An 18,250-nucleotide genomic window follows, 5' to 3' on the forward strand; every position below is an offset into this window, starting at 1 on the left:
TTGGATCGACTTGCAACCCCGCACCTATCCGGCACAGATTCGTCAGGAACTCAGAGAAGTGTCGTCCGTCATCCAGCGTTCGAAACCTGGGCCGTGCAGAACGCACCAGCCGGACGGATCGGCGAACCTGAAGACATCGCTTCCGTTGTCGGCTTCCTTGCCGGGCCGGACGCCGGTTATGTCAATGGCGTCAAGCTATTCGTGGATGGAGGCCTCGCACAGATATAAGCGGATGCTGGCGGCCGGACCTTTGGTCCGCCGCCTTCCCATCGGGATCAAATTCGGGAAGGGGACGGTCAAACGGTCAGCCAGTCGATGACGTCCGCACGACTATAGGTCTCATCAGCAATGAAGTGCCCTTTTCCAGGTAGCTCTTCATAGTCAATCGCCACGCCGATCCGACTGGCGTGACCGCAGAAGTCCCGCATTTCAGACGCGGGCTGATGGTCGTCCGCAGCGCCATGTATAACTTTGATCTGCGTGGCCGGTAATGGCGCGCTTAAAAGGTCCGGTGCAGTTCGGCCGGCCACGATCAAGGCGCGACTGACGAGCGACTGCCCAGCAGCGATCCACGCACCGCGCGCTCCCATGCTGAAGCCGCTGATGGTCAGGCTCAAAGCGTCCTGGCGTGGCGCGAGCAGCGCAAGACTTGAGAACGCTGCGGTAACAAGAGCGCGTTCGCCCCAGTCCCTTCCGATTGGGCAGATGGGTGCCGCGACCATGAATGGCAGTTCCAAACCGCGATCAACGAGGCCCGGCAAGCTCCAGCGCCGGAGCTTGCTATCATCATCCCCGCGTTCTCCGCTGCCATGGAGATACAAATGTGCGCTGGTGTACGGTCGGGCAGGTATCGCCAACCAAGTCGGGAGCGGCGTCTCCTCTACCAGCCTCATGTGCATACAGGTTTATCGCGCCCTTTTGCTCATGGAGCAAGGCTTCCCAGCCTCCCGATTGGGACTGGCCTGCGAGACGGCTGACGGGAGCAAGGCCCATTCGGTAGCAACGAGAGTGACATTTTCCCGAAATCCGTTCCCGATTGGCTCTTCTCGAAACTGGCCCGTGCAAATGAAGAAACGGCTAACTCATGGCTGCCTGATCGGCTTGTCGCTGGCGGTCGGAGCCGTTGGCAGCCAGCGCGAGTACAACGCCTCGTTTGCGAGCAGCGTCCGATGAGGGCGAGCACATTAGCAGCTAGTTTGGGCACGGTCCTACGCGCCAGTGTCAGGTGCTGGACGGTGACGTCATTGAGCCCAACGCCTGCCTTCATCACGTCGGGCATCGATGACGCCCAATATCATTCACGCTGCCTTCTTATGCACCGTGACGATATTCTCGAATAGTTTGGCGACGCGCTGTTTCGGTGGCACAGCCAGCGCCGCTTCTATCGCCACTCGATTCAATAGCGATTGGCCCTGTGTGTTCGCCGCAACGCCAGTGATTTCTTCGATACGGGGCGGAGCACCGGGTGAACCTGATATGGATTCGGCCTGGCTGGCTTCGATCACGCGGAGGCTGTTCGCCGCAACGGCGGGATCAGGCTGGATTTGGGGCATTTGCGGTGCCGGGATGCTGGTGCGGTCGGCAAGCTTCTTTTCGGCGTAATAGCGCACCTTCCTACCGTAGGTCGCGTACATGCCGCGCCGGAAAACAATCAGGTCGTTCTCCGGGAGCAACTCGACTTCCTGCGGGAGCATGAGCGGTCGGCGTTGATCCGAATCCGAGGTCGACCCACCACCGCCACCCCACGTGCCCATCGAACGCGATCGCGCCCTGAAGGTGTAGCTGCCGAGCTGATCGGAGATTTTCTTCGCCTCCGCCAGGCCGGCGGGACGCAGGACGAGGCGAACCGCGCAGTTGCGCTCGATATCGGCCGCCACCTTGTCACCATAGACGCCCTGGATCTGCTCGATTGACTGAAACGCCGGCAGCATCCGCAGACCGTAGCCGGCGACATAGCTGAATGCGTTCGCCAGCACGCTGCATTTGCCGAGGCTGGCGAACTCGTCGAGCGCCAGCAGGACTTTGACCTGGTGCCTGTCGCCTTTCGGCAGCTCGCGCACGTTGCGATCGATGAGTTGCTGGAACAGCAGGCCGTAGATCGGGGCGACGCGGTCGAGATCGTCTGGCGAGACGCCGAGGTAGAGCGAGATCCGCTTGTCGCGAAACTCGCTCAGATCGAAATCGCTCTCCGAGGTCGCGGCATCGACATAGGGGTTCAGCCAGCCATTGATCCTGGAGGTGACGGACTGCCGGATGCCCGTGAACGTGTTGGCCGATGACGAGGTATAATCGAGAATGGCCGACACGCACCCGGTCGACAGTGGCTTGCCGGCCTTCTGGCGGGCGGCGATGATTTTGGGAAAGCGCTTCTGCGCGTCACCCGCGGCGAACTGGCGGTACACCTCGCCTAGCGTGAACGGGAGCGCATCCTCGCCGTCATCGACCGTCGCGGCAATGTATGCCGTGATGCCGAGAAAGGCCGTTCGGGCACCCGCCGCCCAGAATGGGTCGCCCGTCAGCGGGTCGGGATAGAGCATCGCCGCGATCTTCTGTAGCTCGTTGATGACCTCCACCGGGTCACGCCGATCGATATAGCTGAGCGGATTCCAGCGCACCGTCCGGCCGTTCGGGTCCAGTGGATTGAACAGGAGCACCTGCTGGCGCAGCATGTTCATCCGGTAGCCGGCGGTGTTGTCGTAATTCTCCTGCTTGATGTCGAGGACGACGAGAGAGTCGGGCCAGTCGAGCAGGTTCGGGATGATAACCCCGACCCCTTTGCCGGCGCGGGTAGGTGCCTCCAGCATGACATGCTCGGGGCCACCAAAGCGCATGACCTTGCCCCCGAACTTGCCCAGGACAATGCCGCTGGGAGCCAGCAGGTTGCCCTTCCTGACTTCGCCGACCCGCGCCCAGCGCGCCTCGCCATGCAATTTCTGGCGGGTGAACAGCGTCGAGATGATGGTGAAGATCGTCAGCACGATGCCGATGCCGAAGCCGATCAGGAACGGCTTGTAGACGATCGGATAGCGCCTCATGGCCCAGAGCGCGCCCGGCACCTTGTGCCACGGCGTATGGATGTTGAGGAGGTGCGAACTCCACAGGACGACGACAGCGCCGATCGCGGCGCTCATCGCCAACCCGACGATCGCGAGGAACAGGATCGCGCCCGGCTGGGATCCTTCAGTGCTGCGCACCCATTTACCGCTCATGGCCCGCCACCTTTCTCAATCGCGAGCTTTGCTCGCGGGATCGAACCACATCCCGGTCATGCGATAGCGCGCCGATTGCCCATCTCCCGGCGGGATGCGGTGCATCTGCACGACGATGTCCACGAGCGATCGCAACAGCGCCCGGACGTCTTGGCGATCGAGGTCGTTGCCACCCTCGGATTCCTTCACCAGCAGCGTGAGCTGCTCGAACGCGCCCTCCGGCGTGTTGGCATGGATCGTCGTGATCGAACCCGGATGACCGGAGTTGACGTTGCGGAGATAGAAGAAGGCGGTGCCGTCGCGCAGCTCCTGCAAGAGAATGCGATCGGGCCGCATCCGCAGCGCCGATTCCAGCAACTCCTTCGCGCCCGCCTTCTGGAGGCCCTTGCCGTCCTTCGCGTACATCATGTGGACGCGGTTGCGATGAGGTACGACCAACTCCCGCGTGTCCTCGATCGTGAGAATCCGCTCATAGTCGGGGATCAGCTTGATGAGCCCCTTTGAAAAGCTGGTCTTGCCCGAACCGGTCGCGCCCGAAATAAGGATGTTCTTCCGGCTCTCTACGGCCAGTTTGAAGAACGCCTTCCATTCCCCGGCATCGCGCAGCCGCATCAGTTCGGTATCGACCTCGGCATGAAGCCCGTGCGCCCGTACTTCGCTGAACAGGCCCGCCCGCTCGAAATCATCAACGTCCATCGTCACGCCGGACGCTTTGCGGATCGTGATCGAGATGAAGCCTTGCTCCACCGCGGGCGGCACGACGACCTGCGCGCGCTCGCCGCCCGGCAGGACCGAAGAGCAGACCGGATATTCCGAGTTGATGTCCTGCTTCGTGAGACCGGCAATCAGTTTTGCAAGGGTCATGAGCGCCGCGTTGTCCAACGCCGGTTCCTCATGCCATTCCCATCCGCTCCGCGTTTCCAGGCCGATCATCCCCGGCTGGTTGATGACCAGCTCGGTGACGTCCGCGCGCGCGAGGTGCCGCCCGATCGGTTCGGCATTATGCTCGTAGATCAGCGAACTGCCGGTGGACGCCATACGCTCAGCGCCTCAATCCGATCTCATAGACCGAGCGGAAATCGAAGTCCTTCGCGACGAAGATCGCAGCCGTGTCACCCTGGTTCTTCGTCAGGATCGGACGGATCTGCATCGTCTGCTGGAGCACGGTCTGGCCTGTCGTGCTCGGCACCTGCGTCGTGTTGCTGCCGTTGCCGGCGAGCGCGCGCCCGGCGATGTTGGAGGCGTCCTCCAGCACGGAAATCACCAGCCCCAGGCCGAACCGCGCCCAGAATTGCGTATCGACGCCACCCGGCAGACCAGCTCGGCCGAGGCTGTCCGCAGCCGGCGAGCCCAGATCGATCGCGACGCCGCGCGGCGTGAGGGCCCGCGTCCACACGACGAACAGGCGCGCCTGCCCCTGCGTGATGCCGCCAGCATATTGGCCCAGCACCTTCGTCCCCTTGTCGAGAAGGACAATGCGGCCATTCTCCGAATAGACGTCATGATTGATGACGCAGGAGACGAACCCAGCCTGTGTCGAGTTGATCGCCGTCTGGAGCGTGCAGGGGATGACTGTCCCGGCACTCAGGAGGAGGTTGCGATCCCCGACCGTCGTCGCACGTATCGTCTGAATCGCCGAGTGGCCAAGCTGGTCGCTGAAATCGCTCGGCCCCTTCGTCGGTCTGGTCGCTGCGTCGTCCGCCGGATCTCCGAAGCCGCTCGCCCCTACCCGCTGTCGCCTGACGGCGGATTGATCGCCATCGGTCTGATCCTCGGCACCAGCCTGCACCTGGGACACCCCATCGCCTGAAAGGTTGGTGCCGGAGGCCGCTCCCGTGCTGCCGAACGCCATGATCGGCGATCGCCGCGCCGCGTCCGCCATCATGCGCGCCTGCTCGGCACGGCGCTGCGCTGGTGACTGTTGGCCGTTCGACGCCGCTCCGGTGCCCGACGAGGCCGCCACGGTGTTGCCGCTGGCATCGACCGTGGTCTGTCCGGCCGTGCCCGCGATCGGCCGGCCGAAGACGTCGGTCGCCGGCGCCCCGGGTTGGCCGAGCTGACCCGCCAGGGCGGCGCGCTGCGCATCGGGCGAGTTCATCACGTCGTCCACCGACCGCTCGCTCGCCTTGGCCGGCTGCGCCGTGGTCGTCGTCGTCGCGGGGCGATGGAAGACACCATAGCCGATCGCAATGCCGCCCACGGCACTCATCAGGCCGATGCCGGCGCCGATGAGCGCGATGTTGCCCCAACCGCCGCGGCGCTCGACAGCGCCATCCTTCTCGCTCGGGGGGACGGTGTCGGCGCCGACCTCGCCGCCCCGGTCAATCAGGTTGCCGACCATGTCATTGCCCCTTCACTTTGCGCGTCACGACGTTGGAGACGGTGCCCGTCCTGTCGCTGCGATCGTTGCGCGACTGCGCTTCATTGTAGATGCACAGGACCGACGTGCCGCGGCGGAGGCGGAGCTGCCGATAGACGGCATGGATCACGACGAAGTCTTCGCGCACGTCGTAGGGGACGATCGTCTCGGTCCCATCGACGTCAACCGCGAAGATCGACGGGATATCGGCGTGCCCCGGATAGCGCAGCACCGTGAACTCGCCATTGTCGGAGATTTCGGTCGGTTGCAGCGAGGAATCCCCCTGCACGGTGTAGTTCATGTTCCGCACCCCCTCGATCACCGCGTGATCGAGCGCCGTCTGGGCGATGTTCGTCTCGATCGCCTTGGCCGCCTGGGCCTCGGCGATCTGCGCTTGAAGCGCGGCCGCCGCGCGCTCTTCGCGGGGATAGCGGAAGCGGACACCGTACATCTGCTGCCTGCTGCCGAGCGACAGGTTGAAATGATAGGTCCGGGGCGTGCCGCCAGCATTGGTCACGACGATCAGGTTCGTGCTTGCCGCCTTTTCGCGCGGCTTGAGGAACAGGATGTTGCCGACCGGTGCGATCTGCCACGACACGGTGTCGCCCAAGGCTGCCTGCGTCACCGTTTCGCCTGGACCGAACTGGATCTCGATCGCGTGCCGGAAGCTGCCGACGATCGTCACCACCTGGTCGGGATCGTAGTTGACGTTGCGCACGCGCGCATCCTTGGCACCTGACCGTGGCATTTCGGATGCATAGGCTGGATCGGGTGCCAGCGTGGTTGCCGCAGCGCCAACGACAGAGAACGCGACCAAGCGATGCCAGATCGAGCCTACGCCGCGCCAGAACCGGCTCCTGGCCCCGCTGTCCGTCACCACCAGCGCGGTCGACGGGGGCGACAGATGCGCGCCGATCTTCTTGTGGAGCGCCGGCAGGAAGGGGACAACGACCCGTTCGGCATCGTTCGGGGTGTTCGACGGATTGTTCATGTCACGCCTCCGGATCAGAGCGATAATTGACGACCTGGAAGCCGAGCGGATTGAGATTGCGGTCCTTCTCGCTTTCGGGCGCCGTCGTGTATCGGAAGGTCAGGATCGCGACCCAGTTCTGCGCGACCGGCGCGTTCTGGCCTAAGGTGATGATCTTGGTGAACCGCACCTGCGCCACCTTGGGGCTCAGGAAGCTGATCGATCGGATGGCGATCGAGACGAAGCCTTTGGCGCCATAGACGTTCGACGGCGCGTTCTCGTTGCTGGCCTCGACGCTATGCAGGTAGCGGGCGCCTTCGGCTTGGTCGCTCATCAGCATGACCGTATAGGCGTTCTCGCGGGCGGCATCGTTGAGCCAACCTTCCCGCAGCCGCACATATTGCGAAATGAAGTAGCGATTGACCGCTTCCTCATAGGTACGGGGTTGCGGTCCCTTCAGCGCCGTCACGATCTGCGTTTCACCAGAGGTCTTGTCGACCCGGATGACGTAGGGCTGTACGCTCTTCAGCGGGGCGAGCATCGCAACGGCCCCGACCGACACCACCGCGAGTGTGCAGGCTCCGGCCGCTACCCCCCAGGCCAGGCGGCGCGACTGGATCGCGGCCCGCATCCGGTCGTATTCCCATGTTCTTGAGGTCTCGAAATATTTCTCTTTATCTTCGGCCTTGACCGCGCCCATCGCGTCGCTTCCCGTTAGCAGGAGGAATAGGACAGCGCGCGATCCCGCTGGGACAGGCGCGGCGCTGAATGCGGCGTGTTCATCGCACCTGGTCCGGCCGGAGCTGGCGGAACGTTGCTGGTGCCCGGCCCCGACGAAGGCGCTGGCGCTCCTGTCGCCGGTGCCACCATCGACTGGCCCGCCCCCTGCTGCGAGGCTGGTAGCGGGACCGGAAGGCTCGGCAGGATCGTCCCATAGAGGTTGGCGGGCCGACGATGCTTCCCATCACACACGGCAGCCGGCTTGATGTGACTCCCCGCGCAGCCGCTAAGCGCGGCGGCACTTAACGCTGCGATTGTCAGCCTCTTCATGTGGTCTCCGTTCGTACTTGCGCCCGGTGGAGGGGCACGGGTTTGTGGGAGGGAAGGGCAGCCGCGCGCCGATCAGGCGCGCCGTGCTGACCCTCCGGTTGCCGTGGAGCCTCCAGCCTGCCGATTGGCCTGGGTCGCGCGTCGGAACATGAGACGATTGGTCAACATGTTCGCCCCCGTCTGCAGGAAGCCGTGGCCTCCAGACGACGCACCACCCGCAATGCCTGCGGCGATCGTCGGCGACTGGAAGAAGAAGATCGAGCCTACGATGTAAATCGCACTGCACGAGAGTGTCGCTACGATCATTACTGCGGCACTCAACGTCAGGTATGTATTTTCCATCGTTACGAACGCATCGCCATTACCGATGGAACCCAGGATGCCATCCATTGCGGCCTCCTCGAGGCCAGTGATGAACTTGGTCATGATCGCCATGACGACCATCAGCAGCACGTAGTTCGCCGTCTGCTTCAGCCAACCATCGAACAGCCATCGCGAAGAGTTGAAGAGGAGGCAGGCAAGGGCGAGTGGTGCAAGCGCAACGCAGATCGCGACCGAAAGCTTGGCGAAGATGACGATGCAGAAACCGATGGAGGCAGAGAGAAAAGCAAACACGTAGAGGATGGCGATGCAGGCATAGGTGATGACCGAGCAGGTCATCTGGATGATCGGTGTACGAAAGTCGGTGAGGCCCCGCGATGATTGGGCCTGGACCTTCGTATTGGCGTCCACCATCCGCTCTGCGAGCTTGCCCGTGTCCGAGACATAGGTATCGAACGTCGTACCGGGGTTGGTCACCGGAGTGCCGGATCCTGCGGCAATGATCTCGCTCGGCAGGTTCGTGGCAATGTTGACGACGAACACCGAGTAGCCGACGGCACTTGCCGCCGCGAGCGCGAACCCGACCTTCCCCGCCTGAAAAACCAGTTCGCGCATAGGTGCTTGAATCGCACCACGCAGCACGGCAAATCCCAGAAGCAGAAAATAGATCGTCGCTGCCAGCGCGAGAGGCGCAGCAACGAAAGCTACCAGCCCCGACCCGAAGCTCGCAACCGATGTGGCGATGGCGCTTTCCACATACGAATACATCGTCGTGAACAACGTCATGATATTAGGTGGGGCGGAAGTCATTAATCGAACCTATCTGAGACCGATCTGCATAATGGACACGCCGCCTACTTCCGGATTGTGTTTGCCTTGAAGAAGTCGGATGCCTTTTTGCCCTCTGCGGCTTGAGTAACGGAGATGGTGGCGTCCCGCGTCGTCGAGCACTTTCGTGCCTTTTCGTCCGCTTCCAGATGGCTATATTCGCCCGAGTCACATTTTGACTGCCAAGTGGCGAGCATCTCTCGATTATCGATCAACTCCTGTGCCGTCGGAGCCGCAACCTCTTGTTGGCACCCACAGACAGTCAATAGCGCCAAAATCGGGATGAGATTTTTCATGGTTATTTCCTGATCGTATTCGCTTTGAAAAACGCCGCCTCATTTCGCCCAGCAGAGACTTGAGCCGCACTAGCCTGCAGATTGGCTTCGCCGGACTGAGCCATTTGTAGAGCCTGCATCTTCAGCATATCGTTCTGAAGCTGCGCCTGCTCGACGGCGATCCGCGCCTGGAGATCCATGACGTCTTTCGGATCCTTGGCACTCGAGAGCTGTTCGCGAAGCTGGTCGAGCCCCTGCATCCGGGTTTGTGATACGGCCAGCGTGTTTTCGCCCAGCGCGGCCATCGTTGCGGCTGAACCCGTCGCGTCCCTCAAGGCCGCACTGTACGCGGCGTCGGCATCCGACCCTGACGACGACAGCTTGTATCGGGACTGGATATTCGAGGCGAGGCCGCCCAGCGCGCCGAGCTGCGAGAAGTCGCCCTTGAGGAGGGTCGCGGCGTCGATCGTCGTGTTGGGCAGGATGTTGCGCACCTGGCTGTTGAGGAGCTGGGTCGCGATCGCGTTGACGTTCGTGAGCTTCGACAGCGAGTTGAAGGTGTCCGCCGCCTGTTGGATCTGCTGGCGCCCCTGATCGACCATCGTCAGCGTCTGTTTCGCCGTCTGTAGCGCCTGCAAATAGGTCGTCGTGTCGAACACGGGGATGCCCTGCGCCGCAGCGGGTGACGCGAAGGCGGCGAGCGCGACGGGCGCGCTCGCAACCATGATAATGCGCTTGAACGACATGTCAGCTCCTCCTCTGATTGGCGTAGAAGTGCGGCAGCCACGCCGCTGGATCGCTGCCCGCCGCGGCAATGGCCTCCTCCATGGCGACGAGGGTTTCCTCGCGACCCGACAGCACCTTCAGCTCGTTGTGCATGCCGCTGAGGTCGAGCTGCGCGACGACCGACGTGTGGCCCTGTTTGACGAGAAACGTGCGGCTCTCCGGCGTCAGATCCTCTCGGATCAGCCGATATTCCGCCTCCGTCAGGCCCAGCCCGTCGATATAATCCGACCGCTTCGCCTCCGAATTGGGGAGAAGGATCTTGGTCGCCGTCTGTTCGATGATCGCGCTCGCGATCGGTGATCGCAGGGCATCGGCCGGCGACTGAGTGCCGAACACCATGAAGGCGTTGCGCTTGCGGAAGGTCTTGAGCCCATCCTTCGCAAAGGCCCGGAACGCATCATCCTCGAGCGCCTTCCAGAACTCGTCGACGTCGACCACCACGCGCTGCCCGTCGAGCAATTCGTTCACCCGGTGGAACAGGTAGAGCATCGTCGGCGTGCGGATCTCCGGGTTCTCCAGAAAGTCCGTCATGTCGAAACCGACGAACTGCGCCGCCAGCGACACCTCGTCGCGCGGGCCGTCGAAGGCCCACCCCAGCGGCCCGCCCAGGCACCAGCGTTCCAGCCGCGCCCCGATGCCCTCCGCGTCCGCATATCCCAGCATCTCGCGCAGGGCACTGAACGAGCGCGCCTCGGCGGGAAGCCGCATCACGGCGTCGATCCCCTCGTCGATCAATCGCTCTTCGGCGACGCTCAGCGGACGGTTCTCCCGCCGCACGAGCACCCGGATGAACTGGCGCAGGAAGCCGATATTGGCGGCGCTCGCCGTCAAGCCCTTCAACGGGGCAAAGCCGGTCGGCTCGCCGTTGCGCAGGCTGAGGTACGTGCCGCCACAGGCGCGCACGAAGATCTCGGCGCCGCGGTCCTTGTCGAAGAACACCTGTTTCGCGCCGGTCTTCTCGAGCTGCGCCTGGAGGAAATTCTGAAGGACGGTCTTGCCGCCCCCCGTCGGGCCGATGATGAGCGTATGCCCGACATCCGCACGATGGAAGTTGAACCAGTAGGACGACCCGGCGCGGGTCTTGAGCAGCGTGACCGCTTGACCCCAGTGGTTGTCCGACTTGTGACCCGCCGGGAAGGTGTAGAAGGGGCTCAGCGCCGCGAAATTCCGGCTGTTCACCACCGCCGGCCGCGCCCGCATCTTGAAGTTGCCCGGAAGCTGCGCCCAGAAGGCGGCCTCCAGCGCGACGTCCTCCCGCGCCATCACCATGCCGGTGTCGGCCGCGGCCGAACGCGCGATCGACAGCCGTTCCAGCAGCCGCTTCGGATTGTCGTCGATGACCGCGATCGACAGATGGTGTTCCCCCATCGCGAAGCAGTTCTGCATGAGGTCATCGACACCGTCGAGCAGCTCCTCCGCCTGGCTGACGCCGGCATCGTCCGAGGACACCATCTGCTTGTATTTCTTGGTAAAACGCTCGCTCGCGACCGATTTCACCAGCGGCGCGAAGCTCTGGGTCAGCACGAACGGAAAATCGAGTGTCAGCAGGCTGTTGAATTGGCCCGTCCGCGTCGACGCCACATATTCGCGGATGCCGAACATCCCGAGATAATGCGACGTGTGCGGCAGCCGGATCTCGGCCGCTTCACGCCCGAAGACGATGCGCGAGGTATAGAGCGCCTGCCCGAGCCGCCCGTTCAGCAGCGGCACGCGGATGCGGTCGCCGGTCAAGATGAAGTGCAGCACCTCCATCGGTTGCGAAAACAGCACGCCGTTGCGGCTGTAGATCGACAGCGGCTCCGGCGAGACCTGCGCCAGGAGCTTCTCGAAGTCGCGGCACTTGTCGGCCATGATCTTCAGCGCGGCATCGTCGATCTCCGCGCTGGCCGTCCGCTTCGCGAAGAGCCGCATCAACTGATCGGTCGCCATCTTGGATGGGCGCACGACGATCGTGACGTAGAACTCGTTGTGGTAAAGGGTTTTTTCTTTCAGCGCGTCGGCATATTTCTGCTGCAACCCCCGCGCGAAGTCCGAGTAAAACGTGCCGTCGAGCACCGGATCCGTCGCGGTGCGCACCAGATGCGTCCACAGCGCGACCCGATCGTCCCCGATCGTCCGCCAAGCGACGTTGAGCTTGTTGTGCCAGCTATTGAGATCCGAAATGTCGCTCGTCTCGAACGGCCGCCCATCGACGCGGTACATGCGCATGAGCGAGCCGTCTTCGAGCGCCACGACCGTATCGTCGACATGCCGCGTATAGGGGATGAACTTGATGTCATCTTCTTCGCGCCGGGCGATCTTCTTATGCTTGAGCTTGAACTCAGTCATTGCCGAACTGCTTCCGCCGCACGCCCTTGGCGAGACGGACGGGAGAATAGCTCCCGCCGCCCCAGAATTTGCGGTTTTTCGAGATGAAGCCGGTCTTGAACCACAAGCCCCAAAGCCGAAAGGCATTGAAGTCGTAGTGACAGATCATCCGCGCCGGAAAGTAGAGCGCGCCGAACAAGGCCAGCGGGTAGAAGGGATTGTGAAAAACTCCCCAGGTCACCATGCAGACCATGATGATTGGCAGGATCGCCTCGAGCGGCAGTCCCATGAACACCGACGGCCTGGTCAGGGCGAGGAAGACCTTGTCCTCGGCGAGCTTGTCGTCCATGTCAGGCCGACCCGCCCATCCATCCGACGATCGTCGCGGCCGAGAAGATGATGCCGATCCCGATCAGCACCGTGACCGCCTTGCCCCAATCCATCCGCCCGGTCAGTTTGGCATAGCCGACGGCCATGACGGCGATCACACCGACCACCGAGGCGATCGTCACCATCCACTGCCGAATGGTGTTGAGGCCGGTCTGGATGGCGGTGCCGTCCTGCGCGAGCGCCGGCTGGGCGATCGCCATCAGAGCCACGACGCCGGCGACGCCGACGACTTGCCGGGCGCGGGCGTCGGACAGCATCCGTCCCATGTTGCGGGAAATTTCCATACGGGTCTCCATGGCTTGCGATTACCTCTCCAGGTCTGGGGTGATGGGTGCAGGCTCGATGTGCCGGACGGGGGTCGGTTCCCGAACCGACACGTCAAGGCCGCGCCGAAGCACGTCCGAGATCATCTGGCGGCTTTCGAGGGCCGCGGCGGTCGTTTGACCCACGTCACCGTCGAATACCTCGCCGAGGTGCCGTTCCATCACGGACTGCACCTCAAGCGCGTTGGCGAGGCGTGGCTCGGCCGCAATCCGCTCGGCCGTACCGTGCATGAACAGATCGGCGAGCACGTCGCCCTCGTGGCGGCGCTCCGTATCGATGGGCCGGCCGTCATCGCGGCCGTCCGGCGTTTCCGGGGCCGGGCCACGCTCGGTCGCGATCCTCGCCTCCGCATCGTCCCGGTACGCGCGATTGGCTTGCACGTCGGACGCGGGCACCTCCTGCCTCATCTCGTGTCGGTTCGGCCCCGAGCGAAGGAGATCGATCGCGTCGGCGATCTCGCCGTCCCACGCATCCGCGCTGGCCAACCTGCGCAGGTCGTTCGGCTCATGCCCGGCTCTGGAGAAGGCGGCGACCAGCGTCTCGCTTTCGAGCACCCGGTTGAGCGCTTCGCCAAGCGCCTCGCCGTTGGCGGACAGTCGCTCGGACTGAAGCGCCCGTTCCACCGGTGACATATCGTCGCGGACATTCTCCGCGAGCGTTTTGCGGTCCTGCGTATAAGCGCTGAGCGTCAGCAGCAGCCGTTCGTCGTCGGACGACAGCTCGACGCTCACCTCCCGCCCGCCGGCCGGCGCACCGCTCCGCTCGGCATCGCCGGGGCGGACCGCAGGATCGGGCTCCGACACGGGCGGCACCTGCTCCGCGGGCGGCACCGTCCGGGCGGCATCGCGCTCGCGTCGGCCTGCGTCTTCGCGACGCAGCGCGTCCATCTTCGCCAATTCCTCGAACGTCGGCTCATACCCGCGCACGGCGAGCCCTTCGCGCGTGCCCGCTGCCCATACCGCCTTGCGGAACTCGGGTGATCCATCGACATCGATCCCCTCCCAGCCATTGTGCCTGGCGATCGTCACCAGCGCCGCGACGGTCTCGGGATCCTGGCAACGCGCGACGATCCGGTCGCCGTTCCCCAAAATCTCGATTGAGGGATTGTCGCGATCGCCGGGCAGGAACAATCCGATCCGCCGATCGGTGCTGTCGGCGCCGGGGATGATCCGGACTTCGTACTGGCGGCGCAAATCCGCTGGAATCCGGAAACCCGCCTGCTCGACCGGCTCGGTTTGAGGTTCGACATCGCGGCCAGCCCGCGTCACGATGTTCTCGGCGCTCATTTGAACACCTCGATGCTGGTGGAAGCGACCTGCCCGACGACCCAGTTCTCCTCGGCGGCCACCGCCTTGGTCGGCTTGCGGACCGCCGCGGTGACAACCGGAGAAGCGGGGTTGGGCGGCGAGCCGGGGACGGGCGGAGGTGCCTCGATCGCCCCCATGCCGGCAGCGGCCGCCCACACGCGGCCGACATAGCCGTTGCGAAATCCCCGGGTGAGCGTGCCGGTATTGTAGAGCGAATAGGTCGCCGAGATCGCATCCAGGCCGGCGTAGTGCTTGCTCGCAAGGCTGTAGCCGTCTTGCAGCACCAACGACGCCAGCCGCAGGTTCGTGCAGGGCTCGAAGACCTGTTCGACGGTCACGCCGAGACGGGCGAAATTGGCCGAATTGATTTGGGCGAGGCCGACGTCGACGGTGAGCCCCTTCGCCATGTATCGGCGAACCAGCGCCGCGCCCTCCGCGACCGAGCCGGCGCGGACGCGCGGACCATGGTTGACGTTGATCGACAGATCGTCGCCGCCACTCTCCGTCATGACGAGCGGCACCACCGCTTCCGTCGCAACGTCGGGTGCGCATTGCTGCGCCAGCAGCGTGATGGCGGCGACGCTATGGATCATTGTGGCGTCACGGTCTGGTAACGCGTGTCGAGCGCGTAGCGCGACTGGACGCCATCGGCACGCCTCACGGTGAGATTGTAGCCGTGTTTCGTCTTCTTGGTGCTGATCCCGACCCCGGTGCAGGTCGGGAACCCCCCGCCGAGCGCGAGCGCGCGCCACAGCTTCGTGATGGGCGGCACGCATTCGGCGTATTGCGTCGGCGATCCGGGTGTCGCGAGGCAGAGGATCACCTGGCATCCCCAGTCCGACGCGAACGCCGGCTGCGGCGCGGCGACCGCGATGACCCCGGCGGCTGCGAGCGCGATCCCGCCGCTGCTCCCCGCAATCCTTCCCAGCACGCGTCCGATCATGACCCACCTCCCTTGGATGCACGCTACTCAGCCGTCGCGAAGATGTCCCATTGCGGGGGCGGCTCGGCAGCGACCGCAAGGGCTGACGCTGGCGCAGCGCGGCGGTCAGCCTCTTTAGGAACGGCCTGCGCATCCGCGCCGGCGACATTGACGAACCAGTCTTCGGGTCCCTCGATGGGCGACACGCGGTCGATGACCTGATCGGCGCGCGCGAAGGCGATGTGCCAGTGATCGGAGTGCCCCGGGTCGCCCGGACCCAGCAATTCGATCAGCCGCACGCCGTTCTGCCCCATCAAGGCGCGGATCTGAGCGTGGTCGATCGCGTTCACCCCGCCCGCTGGCACGAAGTCGATCGCCTGGCCGTATTTATGCCAGCTGTAGCGGGCGCCATAGGCCGCGTTCATCGGCCTGATGGTATCGGTCACTCGGCCACCGAAGGCGCCACGGACAAGCCGCGCGACATTCGACACGGTCGCCCGGTCAATGAGCGGTCGACCTAGACGACTATCGCCGGTGTGCGCCGCGGCGCCCGCATCGAAGAGGGATGCTGGTGTCACCGGATAGCGTGTGAAATCACGTCCTTCGATATCCAGCGGACCGGCGCCGTGATCGGCACCCCGACTAAGAAGGTCCTGTGCGGCCCCCTTCGCGTCTTCCAGCATGACAGTCTGCGCGACTGACGCTGCTCCGCTTTGGGCTGAAATTGGAGGGGGCAGGGGGGCAGGGTGACAACTCAGCCCCAACCCGGCTGCGGAGAACTGAATCACCTTCGCTGTTAATGCCGACGGAAGCACAACGCCTCACCCGCTCACTACAGTCCACATAAACCATTAGACAAAAATGACGGTTGTGGCAACCTTCGTTTTGGGTCGGTACTGCGGCACCGGTGGCAAGTATGGCAGCCGCGATCGGTTCACCGTGTTGCTCGGACCCCGCACATGCGTTAGAAACTTCCACGGTCTCGCAATGCGGTGCGTACCTGAATGTCGGTCATCGAGAGAGGGTAGGGGGTGGGCAAAGTCGTGGCGTTCCTCGCGGAATGCCAAGGATCGCCAACAATTGATCGCCAACGGGCTTCTATGTCGCCTGAGGCCCTAATTGTGGTCGCAGGCCGCCAGAGCCTGAACAAATTGAGCGACCTGCTCGCGCGTAGTGGCGCGCGGCTGGAAGCTGGCGATCGTGTCCTCGTCTATGACCTGTCTTGCATCACGCTCTCGACCTCGACGCTGATCCGGATCATCGGCAGAATGCTTCGGGCTGGCATCGCTTTCGAAATCGTTTCGGCAGGGATCGTCATCGAATCCGCGCTTGACGACAAGCTTTATCGGCTGATCCAAGCCCTGGCTGGACACCAGCGCCATGTGCACGGGCTGAAAACACATCCTGAAACGGCGTCGCGCGGGCGCAAGCCGCTGCTGAACCCTCAAAACATTGCTGACATAAGGGCGAAGCTCGAGCGCCCCGGCGCAACGGCAACAGATGTCGCGCGCGAACTCGGGGTGGCGCGATCAACCTTGTTCAACTTCCTCGATCGTTACGACCCGGCGCGTAGCGGCGGGCGCAAGAAGATCGGCGAGGGGGGTGCCGAGAACGTCGGCGAGGGCGCTCATCTCCCGGAGAGTGACGCAACTCGAGTCTGATCGCAAAATCTGTTGAACCCGCGAGAGAGCCAACTCGGCACGAACGGCCAATTGATCCACGGAAAGTCCTGATTGCAGCATCAGTTCCTCAATCCGGCGACCTAAGCGATGTCGCAATATTGTAACATCTGTCATCCGAGACATGCCAGTTGACCAATATTAAATCGCATTATATAATTCGCATGTCCGTTTATATTAAATATCAATTAAATATTACGTCAAGCAGTATTATCTCAGAATTTGGAAGTGATTGTAGCTGGATTCGGAGCTATTGTATTCTCTATATTGGCTATGTACGGAGCATTTCCCAAACTTCCATTCCAACTAGCTCGGCGAAATTTGCCATTACCTCCAAGGTCGGATTGGCCTGTCCTCGTTCGACCTGCGACACATAGGGGGCCGTGCTACCGCTCTGCTCCGCGAGCTGAGTCTGGGTCAGTCCTAATTGCCGTCGACGCTCTTTCAGCCGCTTCCCAAACAACTCAGCAGCGGGGATCTTAACGCTATCAGCTACGATGACCTTTTGCATGGGTCTATATTATCAAGGTTTTGCGTTTGATACTATGGCGACCTAACAGGCTAGCAGCGACGCGTTCGCGTCGAAGCTCGCTCGGCTGGGCGAGCAGTGCCAGACCAGCGTGGCGTCATGCACAACCGGAACCGAGCGGCGGTCGCGCATGTGCCCGAAGCCACGTCATTCGCAACTAAGCCAGCGTTGGCGGTAACCGTGCCTTCTTCACCCCTTGGTGCCTGGCCGGGACGACCATCGAAGCTTGGCCGATGTGAAAGGGCATCGCTGGGCTATCGAGGACAGTTTCAAGACAGCCAAGAACGAGTTCGGCCTCAACCACCACGAGACCCGCTTCTGGCATGGATTACTAGGGCACGTCTCAATCGTCATGCTGGCGGCTATCCGTACCCGGGCCGACGTCAAGCCCCCAAAAGAGTGCGGACGAGACTGCAAATCTGATTCAATGGTTTGTTGCGGGAGTCCGTCGCGTCGTCACCAGACTGGGACAGCGCCGTATCGAATCTTACCACTCATCGCATGGTCGTGCTGCCTACGCGCTCACGAAGTTCCCGCACAACGCGCAGATATTCGCTTAAAAAGGCAACTGCGCTGTTAAAGAAATTTTCTTGCCGGGCTAAATCATAAGGGATTCCCATCGCCGCGATTCGCAAATTCCGAAGTCCTGCTGGCGTAAGAGGTGGCAGGTAGGGCCGAGCATTATCAGTAGATCGTCGAGATAGGGTTGTAGCGGCGATCGCGGGTGGTCTGTCGCGTCGGCAGGCCGCGGTACGATTCGGCGTCAGCGCAGCCAGCGCCGTCCGATGCCAGCAGCTTGCAAATCAGCACGGGGTGCCAGCGCCACAGCAGCAGGGCGGCGATCGACGTTCGATGAGGGACGAGGCGTATGCCGGGTTGATCCTGGAGGAATACAAGGCGACGTCCGATGTCACCTTGGACGAATTGCAGGCGCTTCTAGTCGACCACGGTGCCGAGGTCGCATTCGCCACGATATGGCGGCTCTCCGCGCGGC

19 protein-coding genes and 2 pseudogenes are annotated in these 18,250 nt (G+C 63.0%); 3 read left to right on the forward strand and 18 right to left on the reverse strand.

The window, feature by feature from the left end:
• A complete protein-coding gene (locus tag QE385_RS19615; protein WP_307105164.1) occupies positions 1 to 228 on the forward strand; it encodes an SDR family oxidoreductase in 228 nt (75 codons plus the stop codon).
• 68 nt (positions 229 to 296) lie between these two features.
• Here QE385_RS19615 and QE385_RS19620 read toward each other — a convergent pair whose 3' ends face one another.
• From QE385_RS19620 to QE385_RS19695, 16 genes are all read right to left on the reverse strand, one after another.
• Positions 297 to 722: a hypothetical protein gene (locus QE385_RS19620; protein ID WP_307105166.1), complete on the reverse strand. Its 426-nt coding sequence runs from the start codon at positions 720 to 722 to the stop codon at positions 297 to 299.
• Between the two features lie 576 nt (positions 723 to 1,298).
• The gene (locus tag QE385_RS19625; RefSeq protein ID WP_307105168.1) at positions 1,299 to 3,209 is read right to left on the reverse strand and encodes a type IV secretory system conjugative DNA transfer family protein; all 1,911 of its coding nucleotides are present in this window, start codon (positions 3,207 to 3,209) and stop codon (positions 1,299 to 1,301) included.
• Between the two features lie 15 nt (positions 3,210 to 3,224).
• Entirely contained in the window at positions 3,225 to 4,247 is a 1,023-nt protein-coding gene (virB11, locus tag QE385_RS19630; protein WP_307105170.1) for a P-type DNA transfer ATPase VirB11, read from the reverse strand.
• 4 nt (positions 4,248 to 4,251) lie between these two features.
• Positions 4,252 to 5,550 carry a type IV secretion system protein VirB10 gene (gene virB10 / locus QE385_RS19635; protein WP_307105172.1) on the reverse strand — a complete coding sequence of 433 codons (1,299 nt, stop codon included), beginning with the start codon at positions 5,548 to 5,550 and terminating at the stop codon, positions 4,252 to 4,254.
• Between the two features lies 1 nt (position 5,551).
• Positions 5,552 to 6,559, reverse strand: coding sequence for a P-type conjugative transfer protein VirB9 (gene virB9, locus QE385_RS19640; protein WP_307105174.1), 1,008 nt, complete (start codon positions 6,557 to 6,559; stop codon positions 5,552 to 5,554).
• Position 6,560: 1 nt separating this feature from the next.
• Positions 6,561 to 7,238 carry a virB8 family protein gene (locus QE385_RS19645; RefSeq protein ID WP_307105177.1) on the reverse strand — a complete coding sequence of 226 codons (678 nt, stop codon included), beginning with the start codon at positions 7,236 to 7,238 and terminating at the stop codon, positions 6,561 to 6,563.
• Between the two features lie 422 nt (positions 7,239 to 7,660).
• Positions 7,661 to 8,695 (reverse strand): type IV secretion system protein, encoded by a 1,035-nt coding sequence (locus tag QE385_RS19650; protein ID WP_307105180.1) that lies wholly within the window; start codon positions 8,693 to 8,695, stop codon positions 7,661 to 7,663.
• 68 nt (positions 8,696 to 8,763) lie between these two features.
• Entirely contained in the window at positions 8,764 to 9,033 is a 270-nt protein-coding gene (locus QE385_RS19655; protein ID WP_307105181.1) for a hypothetical protein, read from the reverse strand.
• Positions 9,034 to 9,035: 2 nt separating this feature from the next.
• Complete coding sequence (locus QE385_RS19660) at positions 9,036 to 9,758, reverse strand: type IV secretion system protein (protein ID WP_307105182.1); 723 nt, start codon at positions 9,756 to 9,758, stop codon at positions 9,036 to 9,038.
• A gap of 1 nt (position 9,759) precedes the next feature.
• Entirely contained in the window at positions 9,760 to 12,126 is a 2,367-nt protein-coding gene (locus QE385_RS19665; RefSeq protein ID WP_307105184.1) for a VirB4 family type IV secretion/conjugal transfer ATPase, read from the reverse strand.
• Positions 12,119 to 12,454, reverse strand: coding sequence for a type IV secretion system protein VirB3 (locus tag QE385_RS19670; RefSeq protein ID WP_307105186.1), 336 nt, complete (start codon positions 12,452 to 12,454; stop codon positions 12,119 to 12,121). Before QE385_RS19670 ends, QE385_RS19665 begins: the two co-directional genes overlap by 8 nt.
• Before the next feature lies 1 nt (position 12,455).
• Positions 12,456 to 12,779 carry a TrbC/VirB2 family protein gene (locus tag QE385_RS19675; protein ID WP_307105188.1) on the reverse strand — a complete coding sequence of 108 codons (324 nt, stop codon included), beginning with the start codon at positions 12,777 to 12,779 and terminating at the stop codon, positions 12,456 to 12,458.
• A 21-nt stretch (positions 12,780 to 12,800) separates the two neighbouring features.
• Positions 12,801 to 14,105: an LPD7 domain-containing protein gene (locus QE385_RS19680; RefSeq protein ID WP_307105190.1), complete on the reverse strand. Its 1,305-nt coding sequence runs from the start codon at positions 14,103 to 14,105 to the stop codon at positions 12,801 to 12,803.
• A complete protein-coding gene (locus QE385_RS19685; protein ID WP_307105191.1) occupies positions 14,102 to 14,719 on the reverse strand; it encodes a lytic transglycosylase domain-containing protein in 618 nt (205 codons plus the stop codon). The genes QE385_RS19680 and QE385_RS19685 overlap by 4 nt, the downstream gene beginning before the upstream one ends.
• Positions 14,716 to 15,069: a hypothetical protein gene (locus tag QE385_RS19690; RefSeq protein ID WP_307105193.1), complete on the reverse strand. Its 354-nt coding sequence runs from the start codon at positions 15,067 to 15,069 to the stop codon at positions 14,716 to 14,718. Before QE385_RS19690 ends, QE385_RS19685 begins: the two co-directional genes overlap by 4 nt.
• A gap of 23 nt (positions 15,070 to 15,092) precedes the next feature.
• Entirely contained in the window at positions 15,093 to 15,731 is a 639-nt protein-coding gene (locus QE385_RS19695) for a muramidase (RefSeq protein ID WP_307105194.1), read from the reverse strand.
• Between the two features lie 348 nt (positions 15,732 to 16,079).
• On the opposite strand from QE385_RS19695, the gene QE385_RS19700 reads away from it, so the two are divergent.
• Positions 16,080 to 16,709 (forward strand): recombinase family protein, encoded by a 630-nt coding sequence (locus tag QE385_RS19700; protein WP_307105197.1) that lies wholly within the window; start codon positions 16,080 to 16,082, stop codon positions 16,707 to 16,709.
• Here QE385_RS19700 and QE385_RS19930 read toward each other — a convergent pair.
• Positions 16,689 to 16,853: pseudogene (locus QE385_RS19930) on the reverse strand (hypothetical protein); the annotation flags it as partial. The gene QE385_RS19700 and the pseudogene QE385_RS19930 overlap by 21 nt on opposite strands.
• A gap of 145 nt (positions 16,854 to 16,998) precedes the next feature.
• Positions 16,999 to 17,238 carry a helix-turn-helix domain-containing protein gene (locus QE385_RS19705; RefSeq protein ID WP_307105199.1) on the reverse strand — a complete coding sequence of 80 codons (240 nt, stop codon included), beginning with the start codon at positions 17,236 to 17,238 and terminating at the stop codon, positions 16,999 to 17,001.
• Positions 17,239 to 17,429: 191 nt separating this feature from the next.
• On the opposite strand from QE385_RS19705, the pseudogene QE385_RS19710 reads away from it, so the two are divergent.
• A pseudogene (locus tag QE385_RS19710) lies at positions 17,430 to 17,638 on the forward strand (transposase); the annotation flags it as partial.
• Positions 17,639 to 18,250 lie beyond the last annotated feature (612 nt).

The sequence above is a fragment of the Sphingomonas sp. SORGH_AS_0950 genome (assembly GCF_030818415.1).
Classification (GTDB): domain Bacteria; phylum Pseudomonadota; class Alphaproteobacteria; order Sphingomonadales; family Sphingomonadaceae; genus Sphingomonas.

Bases quoted from the DNA above. Each gene is read 5' to 3' on its own strand.
- QE385_RS19620 (WP_307105166.1), bottom strand. From the start codon at position 722: ATGGTCGCGGCACCCATCTGCCCAATCGGAAGGGACTGGGGCGAACGC.
- QE385_RS19625 (WP_307105168.1), bottom strand. From the start codon at position 3,209: ATGAGCGGTAAATGGGTGCGCAGCACTGAAGGATCCCAGCCGGGCGCG.
- virB11 (WP_307105170.1), bottom strand. From the start codon at position 4,247: ATGGCGTCCACCGGCAGTTCGCTGATCTACGAGCATAATGCCGAACCG.
- virB10 (WP_307105172.1), bottom strand. From the start codon at position 5,550: ATGGTCGGCAACCTGATTGACCGGGGCGGCGAGGTCGGCGCCGACACC.
- virB9 (WP_307105174.1), bottom strand. From the start codon at position 6,559: ATGAACAATCCGTCGAACACCCCGAACGATGCCGAACGGGTCGTTGTC.
- QE385_RS19645 (WP_307105177.1), bottom strand. From the start codon at position 7,238: ATGGGCGCGGTCAAGGCCGAAGATAAAGAGAAATATTTCGAGACCTCA.
- QE385_RS19650 (WP_307105180.1), bottom strand. From the start codon at position 8,695: ATGACGTTGTTCACGACGATGTATTCGTATGTGGAAAGCGCCATCGCC.
- QE385_RS19655 (WP_307105181.1), bottom strand. From the start codon at position 9,033: ATGAAAAATCTCATCCCGATTTTGGCGCTATTGACTGTCTGTGGGTGC.
- QE385_RS19660 (WP_307105182.1), bottom strand. From the start codon at position 9,758: ATGTCGTTCAAGCGCATTATCATGGTTGCGAGCGCGCCCGTCGCGCTC.
- QE385_RS19665 (WP_307105184.1), bottom strand. From the start codon at position 12,126: ATGACTGAGTTCAAGCTCAAGCATAAGAAGATCGCCCGGCGCGAAGAA.
- QE385_RS19670 (WP_307105186.1), bottom strand. From the start codon at position 12,454: ATGGACGACAAGCTCGCCGAGGACAAGGTCTTCCTCGCCCTGACCAGG.
- QE385_RS19675 (WP_307105188.1), bottom strand. From the start codon at position 12,779: ATGGAAATTTCCCGCAACATGGGACGGATGCTGTCCGACGCCCGCGCC.
- QE385_RS19680 (WP_307105190.1), bottom strand. From the start codon at position 14,105: ATGAGCGCCGAGAACATCGTGACGCGGGCTGGCCGCGATGTCGAACCT.
- QE385_RS19685 (WP_307105191.1), bottom strand. From the start codon at position 14,719: ATGATCCATAGCGTCGCCGCCATCACGCTGCTGGCGCAGCAATGCGCA.
- QE385_RS19690 (WP_307105193.1), bottom strand. From the start codon at position 15,069: ATGATCGGACGCGTGCTGGGAAGGATTGCGGGGAGCAGCGGCGGGATC.
- QE385_RS19695 (WP_307105194.1), bottom strand. From the start codon at position 15,731: ATGCTGGAAGACGCGAAGGGGGCCGCACAGGACCTTCTTAGTCGGGGT.
- QE385_RS19705 (WP_307105199.1), bottom strand. From the start codon at position 17,238: ATGCAAAAGGTCATCGTAGCTGATAGCGTTAAGATCCCCGCTGCTGAG.